Source organism: Actinomyces timonensis DSM 23838, from assembly GCF_000295095.1.
Lineage (GTDB): Bacteria > Actinomycetota > Actinomycetes > Actinomycetales > Actinomycetaceae > Actinomyces > Actinomyces timonensis.
The window spans coordinates 60,946-87,218 of sequence record NZ_JH806632.1 but is presented as its reverse complement, the minus strand read 5'-3'; the positions used below and the strand labels follow the sequence as shown (position 1 = coordinate 87,218).

The following is a 26,273-nucleotide window of genomic DNA, read 5'->3' as shown; positions in this document are numbered from 1 at the left end:
TCACGCTCCTCAGGCCCCGTATGGGAGGACGCGGGGATCACAGATTCTGGGCCCTTCTCCTGATCTGCGCATGCCGCTGGTCGCGATAGATTGTGGGACTATGAGCAACCACGCGTACGAGTCGGCCGCGGCCCTGCGCCCGCACCGAAACGCTCCCATCGCTCTGAGCGACCTCGCCCAGCGATTCTCCCTGAGCCCCGCCACCCCCGCCGATGGCCAAGCCATCACCACTCCCACCCCCCTGACCGTCTCCGGCGCCTCCGTCGACTCCGGCGACACCGCCCCCGGCGAGCTCTTCGTGGCCCTGCCCGGCTTCCGCGCCCACGGCGCCAGCTATGCCGCCCAGGCCGTCGAGGCCGGCGCCGTCGCCGTCGTCACCGATGAGGCCGGCGCCGCCATCGTCCACGGGACCTGCCCCGGCACCCCCGTCCTCACCTGCGCCGACCCCCGCGCCATGGTGGGCCCCCTGTCCGCGGAGATCTACCACCACCCCTCCCGCTCCCTGGTCACCACCGCCGTCACCGGCACGAACGGCAAGACCACCACCTCCTACTTCCTCGACGCCATGCTCACCGCCCACCTCGGCGGCTGCATGATGGCGGGCACCGTGGAACTGCGGGCAGGCGCCCTGTCCGTGGAGTCCCCCCGCACCACCGTCGAGGCCCCCGTCCTGCAGCGCATGATGGCGCTGTGCGTCGAGGAGAGCGTGGGCGCCGCCTCCCTGGAGGCCTCCAGCCACGCCATCGTCCTGCACCGCCTCGACGGCACCGAGATCGACGTCGCCGGCTTCACCAACCTGCAGCGCGACCACCTCGACTTCCACCACACGATGGAGGAGTACCTCGACGCCAAGGCGGGCCTCTTCACCCCCGAGCACGCCCGGCGCGCCGTCATCTGCGTCGACGACTCCTGGGGCGCTGCGCTGGCCGAGCGGGTCGCCCAGGCCGGCGAGCTGCCCGTGGACCGCGTGCGGGCCTACGAGGGCGACACCCCCGCCGACTGGTGGGTGGCCGACGCCGCCGTCTCCCTGACGGACTCGGCCACCACCTTCACCCTCCACGGGCCCGACGGCGTGGAGATCGCCGCCAGCTGCCCCCTGCCCGGGCTCGTCAACGTCCAGAACGCCGCGCTGGCCCTCGTCATGGCGATCCGCGCGGGCGTGCCGGCCGACGTGGCCGCCCAGGCCCTGGCCACCGCCCACAACATCCCGGGCCGCATGCAGCGCATCAGCCAGCGCGACGGCACGCGGGGCCTGACGATCGTCGACTTCGCCCACACCCCCGACGCGATGGAGCTGGCGCTCGCCGCCGTGCGCCCGATCACCCCCGGGCGCCTCATCGTCGTCTTCGGCTCCGACGGCGACCGCGACCAGGGCAAGCGCCCCATGCTCGGGGAGGTCGCCGCCCGCCTGGCGGACGTGCTCGTCATCACCGATGAGAACCCCCGCAGCGAGGACCCCCAGCTCATCCGCGACGCGATCCTGGACGGCGTGCGCTCCGTGCGCCCCGACCTCGCCGACGTCGAGGAGATCACCACCTGGCGCGGCGACGCCGTGCGCCGCGGGGTCGAGCTCTGCGGCCCCGACGACACCGTCATCGTCACCGGCAAGGGCCACGAGCCCTTCCTCGAGGCGGCCGGCGAGTTCATCCGCTACAACGACGCCCCCGTCATGCGCGAGGCCGTCGAGGAGAAATGGGGGCTGGCGTGATCGCCCGCACGATCGACGAGCTCGCCTCCTGGGCAGGTGGCCGCCTCATCGCGGGCGGCGCCGCCCCGTCCGCGGCCCCCGTGACCGCCGTCGTCACCGACTCGCGGAAGGCCGGGCCCGGCGCCCTCTTCGTGGCCATCAAGGGCGAGCGCGCCGACGGGCACGCCTACCTCGCCGCTGTCGCCCGGGCCGGGGCAGCGGCCGCCCTCGTCAGCGACGAGGAGGCCGCCCGCGCGGCCCAGGCCGAGCTCGCCGGGGCCAGCCAGCCCGACGGGCCAGCCGCTCCCGGCGCCGCCATGGCCATCATCGTCGTTGACGACACCGTGGCCGCCCTCGGGCGCATCGCCCGCGGGCACCTCGCCGATCTGCGCCAGCGCGCGGGGGAGAGGGGCCTGGCCGTCGTCGCGATGACCGGCTCGGTCGGCAAGACCACCACGAAGGACCTCACCCGCCAGCTCCTGGCCGCCCAGGGGCCCACCATCGCGCCGGTCGCCTCCTTCAACAACGAGATCGGCCTGCCGCTGACCGTCCTGGAGGCGGACGAGTCCACCCGCTACCTCGTCCTCGAGATGGGCGCCTCCGGCCCCGACGACATCGCCGACCTCGTGGAGATCGCCCCGCTCGACGCCGCCGCCGTCCTCATGATCGGCCACGCCCATATGGGCGGCTTCGGCTCCATCGACGGCGTCGCCGCCGCCAAGAGCCACATCGTGCGCGGCCTCCTTCCCCACGGCACCGCCGTCCTCAACCTCGACGACGAGCGCGCCGCCGCCATGCGCGACCTCGCCCCCGGGCGGGTGCTCACCTTCTCGGCCAGCGGGGACGAGCGCGCGGACCTGCGCGCCACCGGCGTCGAGCTCGACGAGGCCGCCCACGCCATCGCTGACATCCACCTGCCCGGCGCCCAGCCCCGCCGGGTGCGCCTGGGCCTGCCCGGCGCCCATAACGTGGCCAACGCGCTCGCCTCCCTCGGGCTGGCACTCGCCGCGGGCATCGACGCGGACGTCCTCCTGGACACCATCGCCTCGGCGGGCCTGGAGAGCCCCCACCGCATGGCGGTCAGCGACCTGCCCGGCAGCGGCCGCCTCATCGACGACTCCTACAACGCCAACATCGACTCGATGGCCGCCTCGCTCGCCTCCCTGCCCGCGCTGGCCGGGGACCGCCGCCGCGTCGTCGTCATCTCCGAGATGCTCGAGCTCGGCGAGACCTCCGCCGCCGACCACGCCACCACCGGTGCCCTCGTCGCCGACGCCGGCGCCTCCCTCCTCGTGACCATCGGGGCTGGGGCCGCCCCCGCCGCCCAGGCCGCCCGCCATCGCGGCGTGGAGGTCGTCGAGGCGCCCGATGCCGACGACGCCATCGCCCGCATCGACTCCCTCCTGGCCCCCGGGGACGCCGTCCTCGTCAAGGGCTCCCACGGGTCGGGCGCTTGGCGCGTGGCCGACCACCTCGCCGCCGTCGGCGCGGCGGGGGCCGACCCCACCGACGGACGTGACGGAAAGGACGCCCGATGACCGCCATCCTCGTCTCCTCCGCCGTCTCCCTCCTCGTCGCCCTCCTGGGCACCCCCGCCCTCATCAAGTTCCTCGAGCGGCGCCATTACGGCCAGTTCATCCGCGACGATGGCCCCGAGGGGCACTTCATCAAGCGCGGCACCCCCACAATGGGCGGCCTCGTCATCATCATCGCGCTCGTCCTGGGCTATGCCGCCGCGAACCTCGTCGAGCTGCGAACGCCGCGCGCCAGCGGCATCCTCCTGCTCTTCCTCATCGTCGGGCTGGGCCTCATCGGCTTCCTCGACGACTTCGAGAAGATCTCCCGGCAGAGATCCCTGGGCCTGACCCCCTGGCAGAAGATGCTCGGCCAGGCGGTCATCGGCATCGGCTTCTCCGTGGCCGGCCTGCTCTTCGCCGACCGCAACGGCCTCACCCCCGCCTCCACCCGCATCTCCTTCGCCCGCGATTCCCTCATCGACATGGCCTTCCTGCGCGGGGGCGATGGCTCGATCAGCCTCGGCGGCGTCACCGGCCTGACCATGGCGGGAGCCGCCGTCGCCCTCATCCTGTTCGTCCTGTGGTCGAACTTCCTCATCACCGCCTGGTCCAACGCCGTCAACCTCACCGACGGCCTCGACGGCCTCGCTGCGGGCGCCTCCGCCATGGTCTTCGGCGCCTACACCCTCGTGAGCGTCTGGCAGTCCAACCAGTCCTGCGTCTACGGCCACCCGGACATCGTGGCCAGCACCTGCTACCAGGTCCGCGACCCCCGCGACCTCGCCATGATCGCCGCGGCCCTCATGGGCGCCTGCTTCGGGTTCCTGTGGTGGAACGCCTCCCCGGCCAAGATCTTCATGGGGGACACCGGGTCCCTCGCCCTGGGCGGGGCGGTCGCCGGGCTGTCCATCCTGTCTCGCACCGAGTTCCTCGCCGTCATCCTCGGAGGCCTGTTCCTCGCGGAGGTCATCTCCGTCATCCTGCAGGTCGTCTCCTTCAAATCCACCGGCAAGCGCATCTTCCGCATGGCGCCGCTGCACCACCACTTCGAGCTCGGCGGCTGGACCGAGGTCAACGTCGTCATCCGCTTCTGGATCGTCGCCGGCCTGTGCGTCGTGGGGGCCCTGGGCCTCTTCTACGCCGAGTTCCTCGTCTCCTGATCCCCTCCGCCCCACCTCCCCGGATGGCGCCCCGCGCCACACCCCATGGCGCCCACGGCGCGCCCCAAGCACATGAAGGAATGGAAGTCCCGCGATGAACGAGCTGGCCGGTGCGCGCGTCGGAGTGGTGGGCCTGGGCAAGACCGGCGCCGCCGTCGTCTCCGCCCTGACAACCCTGGGCGCCGAGGTCCACGCCTACGACGGCCGCGCTGAGGCCGTCGAGGCGCTCACCGCCCCGGTCGCCTCGCGCATGGCGGGCAGCCCCGAGGACATCGCAGCTGCCCTGGTGGCCTCCGACCTGCGCCTCCTCGTGGTCTCCCCGGGAGTCCCCGCCACCGGCCCGATCCTCACCGCCGCACAGGCCTCCGGCATCGAGACCTGGTCCGAGATCGAGCTCGCGTGGCGCCTCCAGCGCGCCTCGGCCCGCCCGGACGTCCCCTGGCTGGCCGTCACCGGCACCGATGGCAAGACGACAACGGTCGGCATGCTCTCGGCCATCCTCACCGCCGCCGGGCTCGCCGCGCCAGCCGTCGGCAACATCGGCGACCCTGTCATCTCCACCGTCCTGGCCGGGAAGGCCGACGCCCTTGCCGTTGAGCTGTCCAGCTTCCAGCTCCACACCACCCGGACCCTCTCGCCTGCCTCCGCGGCCTGCCTCAACGTGGCCGCCGACCATCTCGACTGGCATGGCGGCCCCGAGGCCTACGCCGCTGACAAGGCCCGCGTCTACGCCCGCGCCCAGCGCACCGCCGTCTACAACTGCCAGGACGAGGCGACCCGCGCCATGGTCGCCGACGCCGACGTCGTCGAGGGCTGCCTCGCCGTCGGCTTCACCCTGGGGGCGCCGGCCCTGGGGCAGGTCGGCCGCGTCGAGGGCCTCCTCGTGGACCGCGCCCTGCACCCGGCCCGCCACGGCGAGGGCCGCGAGATCGCCACCCTCGACGATCTCGCCCACCTGGCTCCCGGCGGCAGCGCCGACCGCCTCCCCGCCCACATCATCGCCGACGCCCTCGCCGCTGCCACCCTCGCCCTCGGGGCGGGCCTGCCCACCGTCGGGCCCGAGGCCGTGGCCGCGGGCCTGCGCGCCTTCGCCCCCGGCGCCCACCGCATCGTCACCGTCGCCCAGGCCGGCGGCGTCGACTGGGTGGACGACTCCAAGGCCACCAACCCGCACTCCGCGCAGGCCGCCCTCGCCGGTCTGCCCGCCGGCACCGGCGTGTGGATCGCGGGCGGCGACACCAAGGGCGCCACCTTCCACGAGCTCGTGCGCGCCGTCGCCCCCGCGCTGCGCGGCGTCGTCCTCATCGGGCGCGACCAGTCCGCGATGTCCGAGGCCCTGGCCGCCCAGGCCCCCGGCCTTCCCGTCACCCGGGTCCCCGACGGCGCCCCCCGCGAGGTCATCGACGGCGCCGTGGCCGCCTCCGCCGCCATGGCGCGGCCGGGGGACACCGTCATGCTCGCCCCCGCCTGCGCCTCCTGGGACCAGTTCACCTCCTACGCCGAGCGCGGTGACCTCTTCGCCGACGCGGCGCGCCACCACGCCGCGAGCCTCGAGAGCGGGGATGATGGGCGGTCATGAGCGCCCAGCAACGTCGGCCCGCGCGCACGGGCCCCAGCGGTCGTGCGCGCGGACAGCGTCCTCGGCCGGCCGTCATCCCCGCACCCGGGGATGGCTCGCCCTCCAAGCGCGAGGCTGACGCGCCGCTCGCCACCGCCCCCGCAACCGCGCCCGAGCACCAGCCCGGCCCCATCGGCCGCGCCCTGCGCCGAGCCGCGAGGAGGATCGGGGGCCCCGACGGCCCGCGGGACTCGGACGCGAGCCTGCTGAGCTTCTACGCGCTGCTGCTGGCCACAGTCCTCCTGCTCACCCTCGGGCTCATGACGGTCTTCTCCGTCCAGCAGGTGGTCTCGGCCGCACGAGGGCGCGACGCTGTCGTCGACTTCTCCAAGTACCTCATCTTCGCCGGGGTCGGCCTCCTCGGCATGTGGGGGATGTCGCTGCTCTCAGAGCGAGCGCTGCGCTACCTGGCGATCCCCGTCCTCGCGGGCGCCACGGCGCTCCAGTCGCTCGTCTTCACGCCGCTGGGCACCTGCACCGGGGGCAACTGCAACTGGGTGGAGGTCCCCGGCATCGGGACCGCCCAGCCCTCGGAGTTCATCAAGGTGGGGCTCAGCCTGTACGCCGGCCTCATCATCGTGCGCTGGTTCGCCGAGGGGCGCTGGCAGCGCCTCCACTGGCTGGTCAAGACCGCCGCCGGCCTCCTCCCACTGGCCGCCATCGCGCTGGTCATGGGCGGCGGGGACCTGGGGACCGTCATCATCCTGGGCATCCTGCTGGCCGGCGCGGGCTGGATGGCGGGCCTGGCCAAGCGCTGGTTCGTCACCCTCGGCATCGGCGGAGCGGCCCTGTTCATCTTCTTCTCGATCATCTCCCTCAACCGCCGCACCCGCATCCTCGTGTGGCTCCACGCCGATCGCGACGACCCCCTGGACATCGGCTACCAGCCCAAGCACGCCCGCTGGGCCCTGGCCACCGGAGGCTGGCAGGGCGTCGGCCCGGGATCGTCGCGCCAGAAGTGGGGCTACCTCACCCAGGCCGAGTCCGACTACGCCTACGCGGTCCTCGGCGAGGAGCTCGGCCTGGCCGGCGCGCTGCTCGTCATCATCCTCTTCGCGGTGCTCGGCTGGGCCCTGGCCCGGATCATCCGGCGCTCCAACTCCCTGTACGCCAGCGTCGTCGTCGGCGGCATCATGGTGTGGATCATCGGCCAGGCCATCATCAACATGGCCGTGGTGACCAACCTCCTGCCGGTGCTCGGCGTCCCGCTGCCGCTCATCTCACAGGGAGGCAGCGCGCTCATATCCGTGCTGCTCGCCATCGGTATAGCCCTGTCCTTCGCCAGGCGGGAGCCGGGCGCCCAGCAGGCGCTGAGATCACGCCCCGGCGCTGTGCGCCGTACGCTTGCGGTGATCTCGACCCGCAGGAGGAACCGTGCCTGACACCCGCCCCGACGACGCCCCCTCGCGCCCCCTGCGCGTCCTCCTCGCCGGGGGAGGCACCGCCGGCCACGTCAACCCCCTCCTGGCCACCGCCGCCGCCCTGGCGGACCCCGCCCTGGGCGGCGATCCTGCCACCCGGATCCTCGTGCTCGGCACCCGCCAGGGCCTGGAGGCGCGCCTCGTCCCCGAGGCCGGCCACGAGCTCGCTTTCATCCCGCGCGTCCCCCTTCCCCGCAAGCCGAGCCTCGACCTGCTCCGCCTGCCCACCAATCTGCGCTCCGCCGTGCGCGCCGCGCGCGAGGCGATCGATCGCGTCCAGGCCGACGTCGTCGTGGGCTTCGGCGGCTACGTCTCCACCCCCGCCTATCTCGCCGCCCGCCGCGCCGGCGTGCCCATCGTCATCCACGAGCAGAACGCCCGCCCGGGCCTGGCCAACAGGCTCGGCGCCCGCTGGGCCCGCGCCGTGGCGCTCACCTTCGCCTCCACCCCGCTCAAGGCCGCCAAGGGCTCGACCGAGATGACCGGCCTGCCCCTGCGCCCGGCCATCGCCGGCCTCGTCGAGTCCCAGGCCACCGCCGACGGCGCCGCCACTGCCCGCCGCGATGGGGCCGCCGCCCTCGGCCTCGACCCGGAGCGCCCGACCCTTCTCGTCACCGGTGGCTCGCTCGGCGCGCAGCGCCTCAACGAGGTCCTCGCCTCCTCGATGGCCCGCCTGCCCGAGGGACTCCAGGTCCTGCACCTCACGGGCAAGGGCAAGGACGGCCCCGTCCGCGAGGCCCTGGCGGCCGCCGCCGCGCAGGACCCGTCCCTGACCGGGCGCTACCAGATCCTCGACTACCTGACCACGATGGAGCAGGCCTACGCCTGCGCCGACGGCGTCGTGTGCCGTTCCGGCGCTGGCACCGTCGCCGAGCTGACGGCGCTGGGCCTTCCCGCCCTCTACGTCCCCCTGCCCATCGGCAACGGCGAGCAGCGCCTCAACGCCGCCGACTGCGTGGGCGCCGGGGGAGGACGGCTCGTCCCCGACGCCGAGTTCGACGCCGACGCCCTGCTCTCCTTCACCAGCGTCATCGCCGACGCCGAGCAGCGCGCCGCCATGGCGAGGGCCGCGGCGGGCGTGGGCGTGCGCGACGGCGCCGCGCGGCTCGGCGCCCTCATCCGAGCCGCCGTCACCACTAGCGCGAAGGACCAGGGGGAGAAGAAGTGAGCACCAGCGAGCGCAGCAGCCAGTCGGAGGCCCTGGGCACCGCCGGCCTGGAGGGCCGGGCCTTCCACCTCGTGGGAGTCGGCGGCGCGGGCATGAGCGTCGTCGCTCAGCTCCTCGTCGAGCGCGGCGCCACCGTCACCGGCTCCGACGCCAACGGAGGAGAGGCCTTCGACCGCCTCGCCGCCGCCGGGCTCGGCGTCGTCCTCGGCCACGCGGCCGCCAACGTCCCGCCCGAGGCGACCCTCGTCGTGTCCACCGCCATCAAGGAGACCAACCCCGAGCTGGCCATCGCCCGCCAGCGCGGCCAGGAGGTCCTCCACCGCTCCCAGGCTCTCGCCCTGGCCGCTCAGGGCCGCGACTTCGTCGCCGTGGCCGGCGCCCACGGCAAGACCACCACCTCCGGGATGCTCGCCGAGGCCCTCACCGAGGCCGGGCAGGAACCCTCCTTCGCCATCGGCGGCGTCGTGCGCGCCCTGGGCACCGGCGCGCACCTGGGCGCCGGGCGCGCCTTCGTGGCCGAGGCCGATGAGTCCGACCGCTCCTTCCTCAACTACACCCCGCGCATCGCGCTGGTGACCAACGTCGAGCCCGACCACCTCGACAACTACGGCACTCCCGAGGCCTTCGAGGCCGCCTTCGTCGACTTCGCCCGGCGGCTCGTCCCCGGTGGGCTGCTCGTGGCCTGCGCCGATGACCCGGGCGCCGCCCGCCTCGCGGCCTCGGCCGTGACCGAGGGACTGCGCGTGACGACCTTCGGCACCGCCGAGCCGGCCTTCCTCGGCGCCAGCCACGAGGCCCACACTCGCCTCGAGATCACCAGCAGGGGAGCGGGCTCCACCGCCGCCGCGCTTATCCGCACCACCCCCGATGGCACGCAGGAGCAGGTCTCGCTCGCCCTGCGGGTCCCCGGCGACCATGTGGCCCTCGACGCCGCCGGCGCCTGGACCGCCGGTATCGAGCTGGGCGTCGCGGGCCAGGCGATGGCTGACGCCCTGGGCGCCTTCGGCGGCACTGGCCGCCGTTTCGAGGACCGCGGCGAGGCGCGCGGCGTGCGCGTGGTGGACGACTACGCGCACCACCCCACCGAGATCGAGGCGCTGCTCACCACCGCCCGCGGGGTTGCCGCCGCGCGGGACGGGCGTCTGCTCGTCCTCTTCCAGCCCCACCTCTTCTCCCGCACCGCTGCCTTCGCCCCCCGCTTCGGCACGGCACTGGCCAAGGCCGACGCCGTCGTCGTCGCCGATGTCTACCCGGCCCGGGAGGTCCAGGAGGACTTCCCCGGGGTCAACGGCGGCACGATCGTCGCCGAGGTCCCGGGCGGCGGGGCCCGCTTCGTGCCCGACCGGGTCGAGGCCGCCCACGCCATCGCCGCCCTGGCCCGTCCTGGCGACCTCCTCCTGACGGTGGGGGCCGGGGACGTCACCGCGCTGGGCGAGGTGGTCCTCGCCGATCTCGCGGCGTCGCCCGCCCCCGACGGCGAGGCCCAGGGGAGCCGATGAGGAGGCCCCACGCTCCGCGCCCAGCGCCCGATCCCGCCGGGCCCACCGCCGCCGAGGAGATCGAGCAGGCGGAGAGGACTGAGCAGATCGAGCGGGTCGAGGGCGCTGGCGATCCTGGGAAGACTGGGCAGGCCGACCAGCCCCGACAGGCCCAGCAGGCCCCAAGCCGGACGGCCGCATCCTCCGCCAGCAGCGCGGACTCCGGCTCCACCGAGGTCGCCACCAGGGCCGAGCCCGGTTCCATGGGGCGCCTGCGCGAGCACGCGGCCTCGTCCGTCGTCTCCACGGGTCTCACCGACCGCCTGGCCGAGCGGCGCCGGGCCGCCCGCTCCCTCAGAGCGCGGCGCCTGACGAGCGCCATCGTCGTCCTCCTCATCATCGCGGCGATCGCCTGGGCGGTCCTCTACTCCCCGCTCCTGGCCCTGCGCCCCCAGAGCATCACCGTCGAGGGCACTGACGGCGCCGTCAGCGCCAGCGAGGTCCAGGAGGTGCTGGCCTCCCACACGGGGGAGTCCCTCGTGCGCCTCGACGTCGACCGCCTCGGCGGCGAGGTCGCCAATGGCCTCGTCCGCGTGCGCTCGGCCACCGTCACCCGCTCCTGGCCCCATGGCCTCACCGTCTCCCTGGAGCTGAGGACCCCGGTGGCCGTCCAGCAGACCGACGACGGCTACGCGGTGCTCGACTCAGAGGCCGTCGTCCTGGAGACCGTCACCGAGGCTCCCGCTGGCCTGGCGCTCCTGGCCGCGGAGGGGGCCGCCGAGGGCAGCGCCCCGCCCCTCAACGCCGCGCAGGTGGCGACGATGACCGCCGTCGTGGGCAGCCTCGATGGGACCACCCGTCAGCAGGTCTCCCAGGTGACGATCTCCACCACGGGCCAGGTCTCGCTGTCACTAGTGGGCGGGGCGAGCGTCGTGTGGGGCGACGGCTCCCAGAACGCCCTCAAGGCGCAGGTCCTCACCACTCTGCTGACCACGCAGGCCAGCGTCTACGACGTCTCGGCGCCGCATAATCCGACGACCCGTTGAGCGCGCGTCTGACACGCCGAGGAAAATCCGCACCGGTGCTGCCACGGACCCATAGCGTTGCCCTTGTCATCGCAAGAATGACATAAGTATAAACCTCAACGTGAGGTTGAGGGTTGAGGGGAGCCCAGAGGGCTCGCACGAGCGCGGAGGCAGACAGTGGTGGAGTCCCAGCACTACCAGGCGATCATCAAGGTCGTGGGCGTCGGCGGTGGCGGAGTCAACGCCGTCAACCGCATGATCGAGGCCGACTTGCGCGGCGTGGAGTTCCTGGCGGTCAATACCGACGCCCAGGCCCTCATCATGTCCGACGCGGACACGAAGCTCGACGTCGGCCGGGACCTGACCCGCGGCCTCGGCGCCGGGGCGGACCCGTCGATCGGCCGCAAGGCCGCCGAGGACCACGAGGAGGAGATCCGCGAGGCCCTCGAGGGCGCGGACATGGTCTTCGTGACCGCCGGGGAGGGCGGCGGCACCGGCACCGGCGCCGCGCCCGTCGTGGCGCGGGTCGCCCACGAGCTCGGCGCCCTGACCATCGGCGTCGTCACCCGCCCCTTCTCCTTCGAGGGCCGTCGCCGCGCCGCCCAGGCCGAGGAGGGCGTCAACAAGCTCCGCGCCGAGGTCGACACCCTCATCGTCATCCCCAACGACCGCCTCCTGCAGATCGCGGACCGCAACATCTCCGTGGTCGATGCCTTCAAGCAGGCCGATCAGGTCCTCCTCCAAGGTGTTCAGGGCATCACCGAGCTCATCACGACCCCCGGTCTCATCAACGTCGACTTCAACGACGTCAAGTCCGTCATGCAGAACGCCGGCAGCGCCCTCATGGGCATCGGCTCGGCCACCGGCGAGGGCCGCGCGCTGGCCGCCACCGAGCAGGCCATCGCCTCCCCGCTGCTGGAGTCCTCCATCGACGGCGCCCACGGTGTTCTCATCTTCTTCCAGGGCGGCTCCGACCTCGGCCTCTTCGAGATCTCCGAGGCCGCGAACCTCGTGCGCGAGTCCGTCCACCCCGAGGCCAACATCATCTTCGGCAACGTGGTCGACGGCGCCCTGGGCGACGAGGTCCGCGTCACCGTCATCGCGGCGGGCTTCGACGAGGAGCCCGTCCCGGCCGGCCTCGACCGCGCGGCCTCCCAGAAGAGCGCGCGCCACTCCGCCCAGCCGGCCACCCGCACCGTCGAGCCCCGCAGCTCCTCGCACGCGGCCGACCCGGCCCCGGTGACCACCCCGGTCCCGGCGCCGCCCGTGGCGAAGTCCGCCCCGGTGGCCGCCTCCGCCCCCAGCGCGGTCCCGCCGCTCCCGGAGCCCGCCGCCCAGGAGCGCCCCGCCACCGTCCCGGTCTCGCCGTCGGACAACACTGGCTCCGTGCCCGTGTTCGTCGACGCCGCCGCCGAGCAGCCCCCCGTGGAGCTCGCGGTGCCCCCGATGCTGGGCGCCGACGCCGAGGACACCATCGACCTGCCCGACTTCCTGCGCTGAGCGCGGGCGCCGGCATGACGATCCCCGGCCTCCTCGAGGCCGACCTGGGCCCTCGCGCCCGCGGGTGCTTCACCACCCGCGGCGCGGGGGCCTCGCGTCTGCCCGCCCCAGCCGATGAGCGCTACACCGGGCTCAACCTCGCCGCCCATGTCGACGACGATCCCGCGCATGTGGCGGCCTGCCGGGCCTGGCTGGAGGAGGCCGTCGGCCTGGGAGACGGCGATATCGCCTGGATGAACCAGGTCCACTCCGACGTCGTCGCCCGAGCCGAGCGGGGGAGCGCGCCGAGGGCCGACGCCCTCGTCCTCGACGCGCGCGCCGAGCAGGCCTGCTCCCGCCCCCTGCGCGGGGCGGGCGTCCTCGTCGCCGACTGCGTTCCTCTCCTCCTCGCCTCCGCCGACGGGCTCCTGGTGGCCGCGGTCCACGCGGGCCGCCGGGGAATGCTGGGCGGCGTCGTGGCCCGGGCGGTCGAGGAGATGGCGAGCCTTGGGGCGGACCCGGCGGGGATGAGCGCCGCCATCGGGCCCAGCATCTGCGGGCGCTGCTACGAGGTGCCCGAGTCCATGCGCGACGAGGCCGCCGCGATCGAGCCGGCCTGCGCCGCCACCACCTCCTGGGGGACGCCCGGGCTCGACGTCGCCGCCGGCGTCATCGCCCAGCTCCAGCGCTGCGGCGTCGGGCGGATCGCGCCGAGCCAGTGGTGCACCTTCGAGGACGAGCGCTTCTTCTCCTATCGCCGCGAGGGCGCTACGGGGCGCCTTGCTGGTATCGTCCTGACAACAATCTGAGAATTGCCTGATCGCAGGGGTATTGCTCTGCCGTTGCTCTGAGGACACGCCGTGCCCAATCACCGGCGCGCGCTCCGATGACCGATAACGTCGCCCACACCGGGAAGCCAGGGGAGGCCCGGGGAGCTAACGGAGAAGGAGCCAGCCATGAGCGCACTGCGCAAGATGTCGACATTCCTCGGGTACACCGAGCCCGAGCAGCAGGACCTCTACGCCGAGGATGAGGAGGTCTACGCCCCCGTTTTCGACCAGGTCGTCGAGGAGTCTGAGCCCGAGCCCGCCGCCTCGAGCTCCTACGAGACCTCCCTGGAGCCGGTGTCCATGCCCGACCTGCGCCGCATCGTCACGGTGCACCCCTCCACCTACAACGAGGCCCGTGTCATCGGCGAGGCCTTCCGCGACGGCGCTCCCGTCATCATCAACCTCACCGGCATGAGCGAGGCCGAGGCCCGCCGGATGGTGGACTTCTCCGCCGGGCTCGTGCACGGCCTGCGCGGCGCCATCGAGCCCATCACCCCCCGGGTCTTCCTGCTCACCCCCGCGAGCGTCGAGATCGACGATGGCGAGGTCGAGGAGCACGACCGCTTCTTCAACCAGAGCTGAGCCACTGGCGTGAGCGCGCTCGTCGCGATCATCTCGATCGTCAACAGTCTGCTGGGCATCTACATCCTCATCCTCGTCATCAGGGTCGTGCTCGACCTCGTGACGGTTTTCGCCAGGTCGTGGCGGCCCACAGGCCCGGTGCTCGTCATCGCCAACCTCGTCTACTCCCTGACAGACCCCCCGCTGCGCTTCCTCCGGCGGCGCATCCCCGCCCTCAACCTGGGCTCCTTCGGCATCGACCTGAGCTTCCTGGCGCTCTGGTTCGGCATCATGATCGTCCAGCAGCTCCTCGCGATGCTCGCCAGGGCAGTGTGAGGGGACGCTCACGAACTAGGGATGACCTGCTTTTTCCCGCTCCTGGCAAGGGGGACGGGGCGGTGTGGGTGTGACGAGGACAGCGTGATTCGCGTCCCTCTCCGGCCCCGCGCGCCGTCAGTTCAGGTACTGTAGTCAGCGTGAGTCACCGGTTGGTCCGGTGCTTGTGACAATGTCCGTAACGACACCGAGGTGACGATATGACGCTGCTGACAGCAGACGACGTCCTCAACAAGAAGTTCCAGGCGACGAAGTTCCGCGAGGGTTACGAGCAGGACGAGGTCGACGAGTTCCTTGACGAGGTCGTCGAGGCGATGCGCCAGCTCGAGGCAGAGAACGTCGAGCTCAAGGCGAAGCTCGACGCCGCCAACCGCCGCATCGAGGAGCTCTCCCAGGCCGCCCCCGTGAGCACCGGTGCCGCGCCCGTTGTGGCTGCCGCTCCTGTCAACGAGCCTCCGGCGGTCTCCGCCCCCACAGTTTCCCCGGCCCTGTCCGCCATGGGTGGCAACGGGGACGAGCCCGGCGCCGCCTCCGGTATGCTCGAGCTCGCCCAGCGCCTGCACGACGAGCACGTGTCCAACGGCAAGGCGGAGGGTGAGCGCATCGTCGCCGAGGCGCGTGCCACCGGTGAGCAGATCGTCCGCGACGCCGAGGACCAGCGCAACCGCACCCTTGCCCAGCTCGAGAAGGAGCGCTCCGGCCTGGAGCACAAGATCGACGAGCTGCGCCGCTTCGAGTCCGACTACCGGACCCGCCTCAAGAGCTACCTCACCAACCTCCTCACCAACGTCGAGGAGGGCTCCAGCACCGAGGCCGGCCACATCTGATCGGCCCGGACGCCCGGCGCCCGCGCGCCGGGCACCGCACGCCCATCGTCGAGGGCGGCGACCCCAAGCGGGTGGCCGCCCTCGACGCGTACGCGCACCGCGCTGACCCCCGGAAGAACTCATGACCGACGACGACATCCCCCAGATCCAACCCGCCGCTGCTTCGGGAGCCGAGGCCCCAGGCACGCGCGCCTCCGCCCATTCGCCGGCGACGTCTTCGAGCGGGGCGGGGCTCTTCGCGCCCTCGCCCGCCCAGGCAGGGCCAGACGATCCCGCGTCGTCGAGCGCGAGCACTGGTGAGAGCGGTCCCGCCCCTCACGGGGGGATCATCGACGGCTTGCGTGGCCGACTTGGGCGCATGGGCGCGCTGCCACTCGTCTGCCTCATCGCGGCGCTCCTCATTCTCGTGGACCAGTTGACGAAGCTGTGGGCGGTGGAGGCCCTGTCCGGGCACGCGCGGATCCCGATCATCGGGGACCTCCTGGGCCTCATCCTCGTGCGCAACCCCGGCGCCGCCTTCTCCTTCGCCACGGGCCAGACCTGGATCTTCTCGATCGTCGCGCTCGTGGTGGTGGTCGTCGTCGTGCGGGCCTCGCGGCGCCTCGGCTCGCGCGCGTGGACGATCGCCCTGGGCCTCGTGCTCGGCGGCGCCGTCGGCAATCTCATTGACCGTCTCGTCCGCGCTCCGGGATTCCTGCGCGGGCACGTCGTCGACTTCATCGACTACGGGGGGCAGTTCGTCGGCAACGTGGCCGATATCGCGATCGTCGGCGCGGCTGGCGTCATCATGGTCCTCTCCATCCTGGGCATCAATCTGGACGGTACCCGCGCGGGCAAGGATGGGGACAGGACGGACGGCACGGGCGGTCCGGACGGCGCGGCGGGGAGCGCTGGATCCGCGGATGGCGATGGCGGGGCCAACCGGGCGGCGGCCCCCGCTGAGAACCGCGGCGAGACGCGCATGTCCAGACGGGCGAGGAACCGCCGCGACGCGGGGGAGCGGTCATGAGCCTGCGCCTCCTGCCCGTCCCCGACGGGCTCGACGGCGAGCGCGCTGACGCCGCCATCGCCCGGATGACCGGGCTGTCCCGCTCCAAGGCTGCCGAGATGTGCGCCGATGGCGCCGCCCGGATGGAGGGGGCGCCCCTGGGGAAGTCGGACCGCGTCGTCGGCGGCGCCATGCTGGAGGTCGAGCTGCCTGATTCCCGGCCCGCGGAACCGGTCGCGACTCCGGTGGAGGGGATGGGGATCCTGTACGAGGACGAGGACATCGTCGTCGTCGACAAGCCGGCCGGCGTGGCCGCCCACCCGTCGATGGGCTGGGACGGGCCCGATGTGCTCGGCGCGCTCAAGGCGATGCGCGTGCGCGTGGCGACCTCCGGCGCGGCGGAGCGGCAGGGGATCGTCTCCCGCCTGGATGTGGGGACCTCCGGGGTCATGATCGTGGCGAAGGGGGAGCGCGCGTACTCCGTGCTCAAGCGGGCTTTCCGGAACCATGAGGTGGACAAGGTCTACCACGCGCTCGTCCAGGGGCATCTCGATCCGTCCTCGGGGACGATCGATGCGCCGATCGGGCGGCATCCGAGCCGCGAGTGGAAGATGGCGATCATCGACGGCGGCCGGGAGTCGATCACCCATTACGACGTCATCGAGGTGATGCCGCGCGCGTGCCTGGCGGAGGTGCATCTGGAGACGGGGCGGACGCATCAGATCCGCGTGCATATGGCTGCGGTGGGCCATCCCTGCGTGGGGGACGAGACCTATGGCGCCGATGCGGGGCTCGCGGAGAGGACCGGGCTGGTCCGGCAGTGGCTGCACGCGGTGGAGCTCGGCATCGATCATCCGATCACGGGGGAGTCGATGCGGTTCCGCTCGGAGTACCCGGAGGACCTAGCCCATGCGCTCGATGTGCTGAGGTCGGTATGAGCCTGGTGGGGACGGTGGAGCTGCGGATCGCGCCGGCGACGGCGGTTGTCGAGCCGATCGGGTTCACGAGCGCGGCGGGCGACGAGTCGGGCCCGGCGGCGGACGCGCTGCGCTCCGGGGTGGCGGATGTGCGCCTGGAGGTGTTCGTCGACGAGCAGGATGTGCCCTTCGTTGAGGAGATCGACGCCCGGGACTTCGAGCCGACGACGATCCACGTGCTCGCGCGGGGGAGCGACGGGACGCCGCTGGGGGCGGGCCGGATCCTCCTGGAGCCGGAGCATGAGGGGCAGGTCCACCTGGGCAGGCTGGCGGTGCGCCGGGTGTGCCGGGGGACGGGCCTGGGCGCGCGGATGGCGGCAGCTTTGGAGGAGGTCGCGCTGGAGCGCGCGGGGGTGCCAGGCGCCGACGGCGCTGTGAGCGTCACGGTGGTGCTCTCCGCCCAGGAGCAGGCGATGGGCTTCTACGAGCGCTGCGGCTATGAAGTGGTCAGCGGCGAGTCCTACCTCGACGCCGGCATCCCCCACCAGGACATGGCCCGCACCCTCACCCGGCGGGCCCGGTAGTTCGAGTTCCTAGCACGCCGGTTCTTTTCCCAGAAGTAGCCGCTGAGGGACATATCTCCTACATGTGGCTCAGCAGTCTCATTTCTCAGGGCCTCGCCAGTAGTGCCTGTTTTGACTATCCCAGCCTTTTCCGAGGCGATACCCGTATTCACCAACGATGTCATCGTAGTCGTCGCCCTCGGTGATGAGAGTGTACTCGAAAGCTCGTCGATAAGACTTGTTGCCGTAGTCTTGATGCTCCACCCATGAGTCTGGATCGATCTTGAGGAGTGCGCGCGTGACCCCTAGGTAGACGGCAACAGCGTACTTGATCTTCTCTCTCTTGACGCTCTGCGGGCTGATGTTCCACCAGCCGCATGCTGACTTTGCGATCTCCTCCATATGCTGATGGCGCGCCTCGCCGAGCCATTCCTTCTTGTAGCCGTAGCCGTGGCGCTGCCAGCCTCCTGGCATGTCTTCAGGCTCGTTGGCATTCTTCCATTCGCCGAGTTTGATAATGAGAAGAGGCTCGGTAGTTGTGAGTGGAGGAGCGGCGCGCTTGATGATGAGGTCGTCGAGCCGCTGGATGCCGTGGCCGGCGGCCTTCTCCCGCCGTTGGTTGGTGAGTTGGCCCTTTGCGACGTGAAGAGGCTGGCGACGGGTGTCTTTTGTGGTGCGAGCGATCGGCATGGACGTGAGGAGGTCAATAAGGGCTACTTCAACCGCAGTGTACTCGGGCTTGGTCATATTGTGTCGGACAATCCATTTTTCTACCTTGTCGCCAGCATCTTTGATCTCCCTGATCTTTTCGGTCTTGTCGTTTTGAGTATTTTGATCATTCTTGTGTTGACCCTCGTCGTCGAAGTCAATCTCTCGTTCGTGAGCATCGAGGTGGAGGTCTTGTCCTTTGCTGACATAGAAGGGGATGCCGTCGCGGGGGTCGACGAGCATGTAGACATAACGACCTAATTCTTTCGCTACTTGCTTGCGAACGTCTTCGTCCAAGAAATCGGTAGGGGTAGTCATGGGCTCTCCTTTGATTCGCGTTCTGGCATGAAAATTCATGGAATCGCCCAGGTCGCGACGGATTTGGACTATACCGCCTCGTAAGCAGAACGGGAAATCCTTACTATTCCAACGATAGCCTGACCCCTTCGCCCTGAGGTGGGTGCCAGGCGTCTGGAAGAGGCGGTGCACTTCAGCATGGGGCCATCGGCGCGAGCGTTGAGGTGCGGGTAGGCGCTGGGACCCAGGCACCCCCAAGCGAGCGGCGGCGAATCGGGTGCATCCCGGCTCGCGCCAGTGCATCGCCGCTCGCATCGCCCTTGCCTTCCCATGGCCGGGGGTGTGGGTGACGGGAACTGAGGGGCGCGCCTGGTCGTGGGCAGGCGCCCACGGCGGTGCTCAGGATGGCCGGGCGCCGTTCGCAGTGGTGTGCGGCCGCGAGGCTCGTCCGTCAGGTGGCGAGGTTTGAGGATTCCTTTTGCTGACGGCATGTAGCCATCTGTAACGGCAGAGGTCAGAGGGGTAGGGCTCTTGCTGGCGCCGGGGTGCGGGCCGCGAAATGGCCGAGCAATCCTCAAACCTCGCCACTTCTCGTCCGATCCGCAGTGGGGGAGCAGGGGAGTGGCAGACCCCATCGGCCTCGGCCTCCACCAGGTCCTGCAGTCCGGCCTGCAGCATCCGGCGGAACACGTTGTCGTGGGCCAGGCTCGGGTCGTCCAGGACTTCCCGGATCGGGGCGGACACAGCAGGCTGGTTCCTGGGCATCGTGGGGACACTCCTTGTGAATCTTGGTCGAAGAACTCGGATCCCTACGATGCCCACCCCCGGCCACAGCGAGCCAACGGACCCGACCACGACGAGCCGGGCACCACGGGAATTGCCACCACACTAAGAGACTCACCCCTGGCCGCTGATGCGTTAGGCCCTGGAGTGCTGTCGGTAGCGCTCGAGGAGATTGGCCGCCTCTCTCTGCCTCGTGCGACTGCGCGGCTCGTCCGTCAGGTGGCGAGGTTTGAAGATTCCTTTTGCTGACGGCGCGTCACCATCTGTAACGGCGCAGGTCGGAGGGGTAGGGCTCTTGCTGGTGCTGTGGAGCGGGCCGCGAACTGGCCGAGCAATCCTCAAACCTCGCCATTTCTCGCCAGGTCCGCGGTGGGTGGCTGGTGGACCCCATCGGCCTATGCGAGCGGCGGCGAATCGGGTGCATCCCGGCTCGCGCCAGTGCGCGCTTGCATCGCCGAACAGGCCTCCCCCGCCGGGGCCCGGTCGCGGGCGAGGGCTGGCAGCCCCCCGACCAGGGCCTAGGATGGCTCCATGGCGGGTGCGAGCAGCGAGCAGGATCAGACCACACCAGCGGACGACTTCGTCCACCTCCACGTCCACACCGACTACTCCATGCTGGACGGCGCGGGGAAGATCAAGGACTACGTCGCCGAGGCCAAGCGGCTGGGCCAGAAGGCGCTGGCCATCACGGACCACGGCTACATGTTCGGCGCCTACGAGTTCTACGCCGCCGCCCGCAAGGCCGGCATCAAGCCCATCATCGGCGTCGAGGCCTACCTCACCCCCGGCACCTCCCGGCACGACAAGACCCGCGTCTTCTGGGGTGACGAGTCCCAGCGCCGGGACGACGTCTCCGCCCGCGGGTCCTACACGCATATGACCCTCCTGTCCCGGGACAACGAGGGCCTGCACAACCTCATGCGCCTGGACTCCTACGCCTCCCTCGAGGGCCAGATGGGCAAGGCCCCCCGCATGGACCGCGAGCTCATCAGCCGCTACGCCAAGGGCCTCATCTCCTCCACCGGCTGCCCCTCCTCGGAGGTCCAGACCCGCCTGCGGCTCGGCCAGTGGGATGAGGCCGTGCGAGCCGCCGGCGAGCTCCAGGACATCTTCGGCAAGGACTACTTCTACGTCGAGCTCATGGACCACGGGCTCGAGATCGAGCGCCGCGTCACCCAGGACCTCCTGCGCCTGTCCACGACGATCGGCGCCCCCCTGCTGGCCACCAACGACTCCCACTACGTGCGCCCCGAGGACCGCACCATCCAGGACGCCATGCTGTGCATCAACTCCGGCTCCGTCCTGTCCGACCCCGACCGCTTCAAGTTCGACGGCGACACCTACTACCTGCGCCCGGGCCGCGAGATGCGCGAGCTCTTCAAGGAGATGCCCGAGGCCTGCGACAACACCCTCCTCGTGGCCGAGCAGTGCGACGTCCACTTCGAGACCGTCGACGACGGCGCCTCCTTCATGCCCGCCTTCCCCGTCCCCGAGGGCGAGACCATGGAGTCATGGTTCATCAAGGAGTGCTGGGCCGGGATGGACAAGCGCTTCGGCGGCCAGATCCCCGAGGACTGCCGCAAGCAGGCCGAGTACGAGATCGGCGTCATCGTCCAGATGGGCTTCCCCGGGTACTTCCTCGTCGTGGCCGACTACATCAACTGGGCCAAGTCGCGCGGCATCCGCGTCGGGCCCGGCCGCGGCTCCGGCGCCGGATCCATGGTCGCCTACGCCATGGGCATCACCGAGCTCAACCCCCTCAACCACGGGCTCATCTTCGAGCGCTTCCTCAACCCCGAGCGCATCTCCATGCCCGATATCGACGTCGACTTCGACGAGCGCCGGCGCGACGAGGTCATCGAGTACGTCAAGAACAAGTACGGCTCGGACAAGATCAGCCAGGTCGTCACCTACGGCGTCATCAAGGCCAAGCAGTCCCTCAAGGACTCCAGCCGCGTCATGGGCTATCCCTACGCCGTCGGCGACCGCCTCACCAAGGCGATGCCCCCCACCATCATGGGCAAGGACATCACCATCAAGGGCATCTTCAACCCCGACGACGAGCGCTACGGGGAGGCGGAGGAGTTCCGCAAGCTCCACGCCGAGGACCCCGACGCCCAGAAGATCGTCGAGCTCGCCAAGGGCCTGGAGGGCATGACCCGCCAGTGGGGCGTCCACGCCTGCGCCGTCATCATGTCCTCGGCCACGCTCACCGACGTCATCCCCATGATGCAGCGCCTCCAGGACGGCGCCTACATCACCCAGTTCGACTACCCCACCTGCGAGCACCTCGGCCTGCTCAAGATGGACTTCCTGGGCCTGCGCAACCTCACGGTCATCTCCGACGCCCTGGACAACATCGTCGCCAACGGCAAGCCCGCCCTCGATATCGACCACATCGAGCTCGACGACCGTGCCACATACGAGCTCCTCTCCCGCGGCGAGACCCTCGGCGTCTTCCAGCTCGACGGCGGCGGCATGCGCACCCTCCTGCGCCTCATGAAGCCCGACAACTTCGAAGACATCTCCGCCGTCGGCGCCCTCTACCGGCCCGGCCCCATGGGCGCCGAGTCCCACACCAACTACGCCCTGCGCAAGAACGGGCTGCAGGAGATCACCTCCATCCACCCCGAGCTCGCCGAGGCCCTCGAGCCCATCCTCGGCACCACCTACGGCCTCATCGTCTACCAGGAGCAGGTCATGAAGATCGCCACCGACCTGGCGGGCTTCACGATGGGCAAGGCCGACGCCCTGCGCAAGGCCATGGGCAAGAAGAAGATGGACATCCTCAACAAGATGTTCGTCGAGTTCGAGGCCGGCATGATCGCCAACGGCTTCTCCGCCGAATCGGTCAAGACCCTGTGGGACGTCGTCGTCCCCTTCGCCAAGTACGCCTTCAACAAGGCCCACTCCGCCGCCTACGGCGTCGTCTCCTACTGGACCGCCTACCTCAAGACCCACTACCCGACCGAGTACATGGCGGCCCTGCTCACCAGCCAGAAGGACAACAAGGACAAGCTCGCCGTCTACCTGGGGGAGTGCCGCCACATGGGCATCACCGTCCTTCCCCCGGACGTCAACGCCTCCCGCGCCCGCTTCGCCGCCGTCGGCGGGGACATCCGCTTCGGGCTGTCCGCCGTGCGCAACGTCGGCCTCAACGTCGTCGAGGCCATCGTCAAGGCCCGCGAGGAGAAGGGCGACTTCACCTCCTTCGAGGACTTCCTCGACAAGGTCCCCGCCGTCGTGTGCAACAAGCGCACCATCGACTCCCTCATCAAGGCCGGCGCCTTCGACTCCCTCGGCAAGTCACGCCGCGCCCTGCAGGCCTGCCACGAGGACTTCGTCGACGAGATCATCGGTGTCAAGCGCAACGAGGCCGCCGGCCAGTTCGACCTCTTCGCCTCCCTCATGGGCGACGGCGGGGATGGCGGCGCCGACGACCCCTTCTCCTCTGGTCCCGTCTTCTCAGCCGAGATCCCCGACCTGCCCGAGTGGGACAAGCGCGACAAGCTCGCCTACGAGCGTGACATGCTCGGCCTCTACGTCTCCGACCACCCGCTGCTCGGCATCGAGCCGCTCCTCGCCAAGCTCGCCGACACCGAGATCTCCGACCTCGTGGAGGATGACGAGCGCCCCGACGGCGCCATGGTCACCATCGCCGGCCTCATCACCAGCCTCACCCGCAAGACCACCAAGCAGGGCAACCTGTGGGCCATCGCCCAGATCGAGGACCTGGGCGGCTCCATCGAGGCCCTCTTCTTCCCCTCCACCTACCAGACGGTCTCCACCATGCTGGCGCCGGACACGGTGGTCACCGTCCGTGGCAAGCTCACCCGGCGCGACGGCGCCGTCTCCCTCTACGCCCAGGAGCTCACCCTCCCGGACATCTCCAGCGCCACCCACGAGGCCGTCACCCTCACCCTGCCGACCAACCGCTGCACCGGGCCGCTGGTGGAGAAACTGCGCGACCTCCTCGAGCGCCACCCCGGCGCGAGCGTCGTGCGCCTCAACCTCACCAGCCCGGGGCGGGAGGTGCGCACCCAGCTCGCCCCCTCGCTGAGGGTGGAGGCCTCCCAGGCCTTCTACTCGGACATCAAGGCGCTCCTCGGGCCTGGGTGCCTCCATCACTGAGAGAACTCTGAACACGCTCTGACCAGGCCCTGATCGCGAGGCTCGTGGGGAGCGCGCCCCCTTGCGGGGCAGCCGGCCCTCTGCTCCGCGAGCCCGCTGACCTCGGCGGACGGTGGCTGAGGCGGGGCCCGTCGCCCCGCGCGCGGATCGAGTTCCCGCTCAGGGCTCGACTCTTGCCCGTGCTCCTGCCGATCCAGTGGGGAGGTCGATCTCGACGACGTCGCCGTCGGACAGGCGGTGCCCGCGACGCCGCTCCACCTCGCCATTGACGCTCACGTCGCCCGACTGGATCGCGATCCGCGCCTCGGCGCCATCCTCGACGAGACTGGCGAGCTTCAAGAACTGGCCCAATTTAATCTCTCCGCGAACAAGGATGGTGGGGTGCGGCGTGTCGCTCATGATCCGATTGTGACAGGTGTGGCTTGTGGTGCGCATGTGTCGATCGACGGCGTGTCGCATCGATCGCCCAGGGCCTCTCGTGGCGCGGATCGGCCGCGAGTGAATGGTTCCTTGGAGGATCCTGAAAGGCTCCTCCTGGGACCCCAGAAAGGTGTGAATGCGCAGCACGTCACCGTTTTGGGCCTGCCCACGACGGTACGGTTGCAGGGTCCGCCTACCACCAGGAGACGACGACACAATGATGCGCCGATACCGTCGATTCACAGCACTGCTCGCCATTGCCTTCCTCGGGGCAGCCGCGCCGGGGCTCATGGGCCCGGCAGCCTCCGCGCAGGAGTCAGTGATCCATGTTTCAGCCTCGTCCGGGTCCGACTCGGGGGACGGCTCCGCGGGCAAGCCGTACAAGACCCTTTCCGCCGCCCTCAAGGCGGCGAGCGCCGGGCAGGTCGTGGAGCTCGCCGATGGCACCTACCGCGAGGGCAACATCTACGTCGACAAGGGCGTGACCATCCGTGCCGCGTCCGGCGCGACCCCGGTCCTCTCCGGGGCCGAGGTGCCGGCCTCGTGGTCGGCCGGGGGCGACGGCACATGGTCGACGGGCCACGACATGGTCCGCTTCTGCGATGTGTGCACCACCAACGCCAACCCCTCGGTCGAGGGCATGGCGGCCTATCCCGAGCAGGTGTTCGTCGATGGCAAGCCGCTCACGCAGGTCGCGTCCAAGGGAGAGGTGAGCGCTTCCTCCTTCTACGTCGATGACCCCGACCCCGTGACGCTCAAGAAATCGGACAACTCCTACGCCGGCTACAACGCCAAGCCCCACCGCGGCACCTCGTACGTCATCGGGGTCGACCCCAACCAGCACACCGTCGAGGTCGTCCAGCAGCACCGCGCCCTCACCCTCCACGGGGCGAACTCCACGCTGTCGGGGATCGTCGTCGAGAAGTACGCCCCGCTCCAGCGCTGGGACTACAACGACCCCGAGATCGGCGTCTTCACGGGAGGCGGCGCGGTCGTCGTGTCCAAGGACGGCCAGACGATCGAGAACAACACCTTCCGCTACTCCTCGGCTGGCAGCGCGCTGCACCTCGCCAGTGCCTCGAACGCCAAGGTCACCGGGAACCGTTTCGAGAACAACGGCGGGGCCGCCCTCAACGTCAACGGCTCCTCCGGGGCGACCATCGAGAAGAACTACTGGCAGGGTACGAACTCCGCTGGGTTCATCACGACCAACTGCGGCGCCTACTGCACGATCGCTGACACCAAGGTGACCCACTCGGAGAACGTGCGCTACGCCTTCAACACTGTGGACGACTCGAACTCGGGCAGGGACGCCTCGCTGCCGAAGAGCAATGAGAGTGTGCAGACCGCCGCCATCTGGTTCGACGAGGGCGTCATCAACTCCGACATCATCGGCAACCACCTCATCAACGTGCCCCTGGGCATCATCGACGAGGTCTCCTCCCACAGCACCATCGCCTCCAACATCGTCGACGGCGCGGGAACGGCCATCAGGGTCCAGGGCTCCGACAACTCCGCCGTGTGGAACAACACCGTCTCGCACGCGCTGACCAGCCTCGTGGTGCGCGAGGACAACCGCTCCAAGGGCTGCAACAGCCGGAACTCGGACGGGACCTGCACCTCGGTGGAGGCCTGGAGCTCCAAGCACGGGCTGAGCTGGGACACCACCGGCGTGGTCGTCGCCAACAACATCTTCTCCTCCGGGCAAACGCAGGCCGCCCCCGACGACCCCTGGCGCTACGCCTCCATGGTCACCGTCGACGGCGATGCCAACCGCTTCGCCCCCGGCGCCGTCTACGCCAACCAGATGATCTCCACCATCGACAACAACGCCTACTACCGGCCGCAGGGCGGCGACTACAACTTCCTGCACTGGTGGCAGTACGGGACGAGCTCGATGACCGATGCCTTCTACTCCCAGGACCTCAAGTCCTTCTCAGCCCACAAGGGCGTGACCACGGCCGGCAAGGAGAACCACAGCCTCGACCTGCGCGGCAACCCGGATGCCAACCCGCTGTTCGTCAAGGAGACCAGCGGCGGCGACTGGAAGTCCTCCGACTTCCACCTCAAGTCCGGCAGCCCGGCCGCCTCCGCGGGCCAAGCCCTGCCCGCGGCGGTCGCCCAGAAGATCGGCGTCGACGCCGGCACCGCGGTGAACATGGGCGCCCTGGTCAACGCGGCCTGGAACGGCGAGCAGCCCGCCGCCGCCCAGGCGGCGAACGCCGACGCCGCGGCGCAGCCGACGGCCAGCGCCGCGCCCGCCACCACGACTGCGGCCGAGGCACAGGCACCCTCGGCCGCGCCCACCACCGATGCGGCAGCGGCGGCGCAGGCCCAGGCGCCCTCCGCCGCGCCCACC

The 26,273-nt window shown here is 70.7% G+C and carries 20 protein-coding genes and 1 pseudogene; 18 read left to right on the top strand and 3 right to left on the bottom strand.

The features are described from left to right. Positions 1 to 100: 100 nt before the first annotated feature. The 16 genes from A1QA_RS0100375 (at position 101) to A1QA_RS0100300 (ending at position 17,596) form a co-directional block, all read left to right on the top strand. Positions 101 to 1,708: a UDP-N-acetylmuramoyl-L-alanyl-D-glutamate--2,6-diaminopimelate ligase gene (locus tag A1QA_RS0100375; RefSeq protein ID WP_017176953.1), complete on the top strand. Its 1,608-nt coding sequence runs from the start codon at positions 101 to 103 to the stop codon at positions 1,706 to 1,708. Then, positions 1,693 to 3,225 (top strand): UDP-N-acetylmuramoyl-tripeptide--D-alanyl-D-alanine ligase, encoded by a 1,533-nt coding sequence (locus A1QA_RS0100370; protein WP_017176952.1) that lies wholly within the window; start codon positions 1,693 to 1,695, stop codon positions 3,223 to 3,225. The genes A1QA_RS0100375 and A1QA_RS0100370 overlap by 16 nt, the downstream gene beginning before the upstream one ends. Continuing rightward, the gene (gene mraY / locus A1QA_RS0100365) at positions 3,222 to 4,364 is read left to right on the top strand and encodes a phospho-N-acetylmuramoyl-pentapeptide-transferase (protein WP_017176951.1); all 1,143 of its coding nucleotides are present in this window, start codon (positions 3,222 to 3,224) and stop codon (positions 4,362 to 4,364) included. Before A1QA_RS0100370 ends, mraY begins: the two co-directional genes overlap by 4 nt. 94 nt (positions 4,365 to 4,458) lie before the next feature. Further along, on the top strand, positions 4,459 to 5,943 hold the full coding sequence (gene murD, locus A1QA_RS0100360; protein WP_017176950.1) for a UDP-N-acetylmuramoyl-L-alanine--D-glutamate ligase: 1,485 nt from the start codon (positions 4,459 to 4,461) through the stop codon (positions 5,941 to 5,943). Next, positions 5,940 to 7,364: an FtsW/RodA/SpoVE family cell cycle protein gene (locus A1QA_RS0100355; RefSeq protein WP_017176949.1), complete on the top strand. Its 1,425-nt coding sequence runs from the start codon at positions 5,940 to 5,942 to the stop codon at positions 7,362 to 7,364. Before murD ends, A1QA_RS0100355 begins: the two co-directional genes overlap by 4 nt. Next, the gene (locus A1QA_RS0100350; protein WP_017176948.1) at positions 7,357 to 8,571 is read left to right on the top strand and encodes a UDP-N-acetylglucosamine--N-acetylmuramyl-(pentapeptide) pyrophosphoryl-undecaprenol N-acetylglucosamine transferase; all 1,215 of its coding nucleotides are present in this window, start codon (positions 7,357 to 7,359) and stop codon (positions 8,569 to 8,571) included. The genes A1QA_RS0100355 and A1QA_RS0100350 overlap by 8 nt, the downstream gene beginning before the upstream one ends. Then, complete coding sequence (gene murC / locus A1QA_RS0100345) at positions 8,568 to 10,070, top strand: UDP-N-acetylmuramate--L-alanine ligase (protein ID WP_017176947.1); 1,503 nt, start codon at positions 8,568 to 8,570, stop codon at positions 10,068 to 10,070. The genes A1QA_RS0100350 and murC overlap by 4 nt, the downstream gene beginning before the upstream one ends. Then, entirely contained in the window at positions 10,067 to 11,095 is a 1,029-nt protein-coding gene (locus tag A1QA_RS12865; protein WP_017176946.1) for a cell division protein FtsQ/DivIB, read from the top strand. Before murC ends, A1QA_RS12865 begins: the two co-directional genes overlap by 4 nt. Positions 11,096 to 11,251: 156 nt before the next feature. After that, complete coding sequence (ftsZ, locus tag A1QA_RS0100335) at positions 11,252 to 12,574, top strand: cell division protein FtsZ (protein WP_017176945.1); 1,323 nt, start codon at positions 11,252 to 11,254, stop codon at positions 12,572 to 12,574. Positions 12,575 to 12,588: 14 nt separating this feature from the next. Next, entirely contained in the window at positions 12,589 to 13,362 is a 774-nt protein-coding gene (gene pgeF / locus A1QA_RS0100330; RefSeq protein ID WP_017176944.1) for a peptidoglycan editing factor PgeF, read from the top strand. Positions 13,363 to 13,509: 147 nt separating this feature from the next. Continuing rightward, complete coding sequence (locus A1QA_RS0100325; RefSeq protein ID WP_017176943.1) at positions 13,510 to 13,965, top strand: cell division protein SepF; 456 nt, start codon at positions 13,510 to 13,512, stop codon at positions 13,963 to 13,965. Positions 13,966 to 13,974: 9 nt separating this feature from the next. Then, complete coding sequence (locus tag A1QA_RS0100320) at positions 13,975 to 14,280, top strand: YggT family protein (RefSeq protein ID WP_017176942.1); 306 nt, start codon at positions 13,975 to 13,977, stop codon at positions 14,278 to 14,280. 200 nt (positions 14,281 to 14,480) lie between these two features. Beyond that, entirely contained in the window at positions 14,481 to 15,107 is a 627-nt protein-coding gene (locus tag A1QA_RS0100315; protein WP_017176941.1) for a DivIVA domain-containing protein, read from the top strand. A gap of 121 nt (positions 15,108 to 15,228) precedes the next feature. Beyond that, positions 15,229 to 16,116: a signal peptidase II gene (gene lspA, locus A1QA_RS12860; protein ID WP_154652178.1), complete on the top strand. Its 888-nt coding sequence runs from the start codon at positions 15,229 to 15,231 to the stop codon at positions 16,114 to 16,116. Beyond that, positions 16,113 to 17,033, top strand: a complete 921-nt coding sequence (locus A1QA_RS0100305; RefSeq protein WP_017176939.1) for an RluA family pseudouridine synthase — start codon at positions 16,113 to 16,115, stop codon at positions 17,031 to 17,033. The genes lspA and A1QA_RS0100305 overlap by 4 nt, the downstream gene beginning before the upstream one ends. Continuing rightward, positions 17,030 to 17,596 (top strand): GNAT family N-acetyltransferase, encoded by a 567-nt coding sequence (locus tag A1QA_RS0100300; protein WP_017176938.1) that lies wholly within the window; start codon positions 17,030 to 17,032, stop codon positions 17,594 to 17,596. The genes A1QA_RS0100305 and A1QA_RS0100300 overlap by 4 nt, the downstream gene beginning before the upstream one ends. 78 nt (positions 17,597 to 17,674) lie before the next feature. On the opposite strand, the gene A1QA_RS15655 is transcribed toward A1QA_RS0100300, so the two are convergent. Beyond that, the gene (locus tag A1QA_RS15655; protein ID WP_154652177.1) at positions 17,675 to 18,601 is read right to left on the bottom strand and encodes a GIY-YIG nuclease family protein; all 927 of its coding nucleotides are present in this window, start codon (positions 18,599 to 18,601) and stop codon (positions 17,675 to 17,677) included. A 615-nt stretch (positions 18,602 to 19,216) separates the two neighbouring features. Beyond that, positions 19,217 to 19,345 (bottom strand): annotated as a pseudogene (locus tag A1QA_RS15650) (IS256 family transposase); the annotation flags it as partial. 549 nt (positions 19,346 to 19,894) lie between these two features. Between A1QA_RS15650 and dnaE the strand changes: the two are divergent. Next, entirely contained in the window at positions 19,895 to 23,494 is a 3,600-nt protein-coding gene (dnaE, locus tag A1QA_RS0100285; protein ID WP_017176935.1) for a DNA polymerase III subunit alpha, read from the top strand. A 159-nt stretch (positions 23,495 to 23,653) separates the two neighbouring features. Here the strand turns inward: dnaE and A1QA_RS0100280 are convergent, their stop codons facing one another. After that, positions 23,654 to 23,893, bottom strand: coding sequence for an RNA-binding S4 domain-containing protein (locus tag A1QA_RS0100280; protein ID WP_017176934.1), 240 nt, complete (start codon positions 23,891 to 23,893; stop codon positions 23,654 to 23,656). 340 nt (positions 23,894 to 24,233) lie between these two features. Between A1QA_RS0100280 and A1QA_RS12855 the strand changes: the two genes are divergently transcribed. Further along, on the top strand, positions 24,234 to 26,273 hold a 2,040-nt coding region (locus A1QA_RS12855; protein ID WP_208853884.1), incomplete at its 3' end, for a right-handed parallel beta-helix repeat-containing protein.

What these genes read in the sequence shown, in the direction of transcription:
- A1QA_RS0100375 (WP_017176953.1), top strand. Translation starts at nt 101, where the DNA reads ATGAGCAACCACGCGTACGAGTCGGCCGCGGCCCTGCGCCCGCACCGA.
- A1QA_RS0100370 (WP_017176952.1), top strand. Translation starts at nt 1,693, where the DNA reads ATGGGGGCTGGCGTGATCGCCCGCACGATCGACGAGCTCGCCTCCTGG.
- mraY (WP_017176951.1), top strand. Translation starts at nt 3,222, where the DNA reads ATGACCGCCATCCTCGTCTCCTCCGCCGTCTCCCTCCTCGTCGCCCTC.
- murD (WP_017176950.1), top strand. Translation starts at nt 4,459, where the DNA reads ATGAACGAGCTGGCCGGTGCGCGCGTCGGAGTGGTGGGCCTGGGCAAG.
- A1QA_RS0100355 (WP_017176949.1), top strand. Translation starts at nt 5,940, where the DNA reads ATGAGCGCCCAGCAACGTCGGCCCGCGCGCACGGGCCCCAGCGGTCGT.
- A1QA_RS12865 (WP_017176946.1), top strand. Translation starts at nt 10,067, where the DNA reads ATGAGGAGGCCCCACGCTCCGCGCCCAGCGCCCGATCCCGCCGGGCCC.
- pgeF (WP_017176944.1), top strand. Translation starts at nt 12,589, where the DNA reads ATGACGATCCCCGGCCTCCTCGAGGCCGACCTGGGCCCTCGCGCCCGC.
- A1QA_RS0100325 (WP_017176943.1), top strand. Translation starts at nt 13,510, where the DNA reads ATGAGCGCACTGCGCAAGATGTCGACATTCCTCGGGTACACCGAGCCC.
- A1QA_RS0100315 (WP_017176941.1), top strand. Translation starts at nt 14,481, where the DNA reads ATGACGCTGCTGACAGCAGACGACGTCCTCAACAAGAAGTTCCAGGCG.
- lspA (WP_154652178.1), top strand. Translation starts at nt 15,229, where the DNA reads ATGACCGACGACGACATCCCCCAGATCCAACCCGCCGCTGCTTCGGGA.
- A1QA_RS0100305 (WP_017176939.1), top strand. Translation starts at nt 16,113, where the DNA reads ATGAGCCTGCGCCTCCTGCCCGTCCCCGACGGGCTCGACGGCGAGCGC.
- A1QA_RS0100300 (WP_017176938.1), top strand. Translation starts at nt 17,030, where the DNA reads ATGAGCCTGGTGGGGACGGTGGAGCTGCGGATCGCGCCGGCGACGGCG.
- A1QA_RS15655 (WP_154652177.1), bottom strand. Translation starts at nt 18,601, where the DNA reads ATGACTACCCCTACCGATTTCTTGGACGAAGACGTTCGCAAGCAAGTA.
- dnaE (WP_017176935.1), top strand. Translation starts at nt 19,895, where the DNA reads ATGGCGGGTGCGAGCAGCGAGCAGGATCAGACCACACCAGCGGACGAC.
- A1QA_RS0100280 (WP_017176934.1), bottom strand. Translation starts at nt 23,893, where the DNA reads ATGAGCGACACGCCGCACCCCACCATCCTTGTTCGCGGAGAGATTAAA.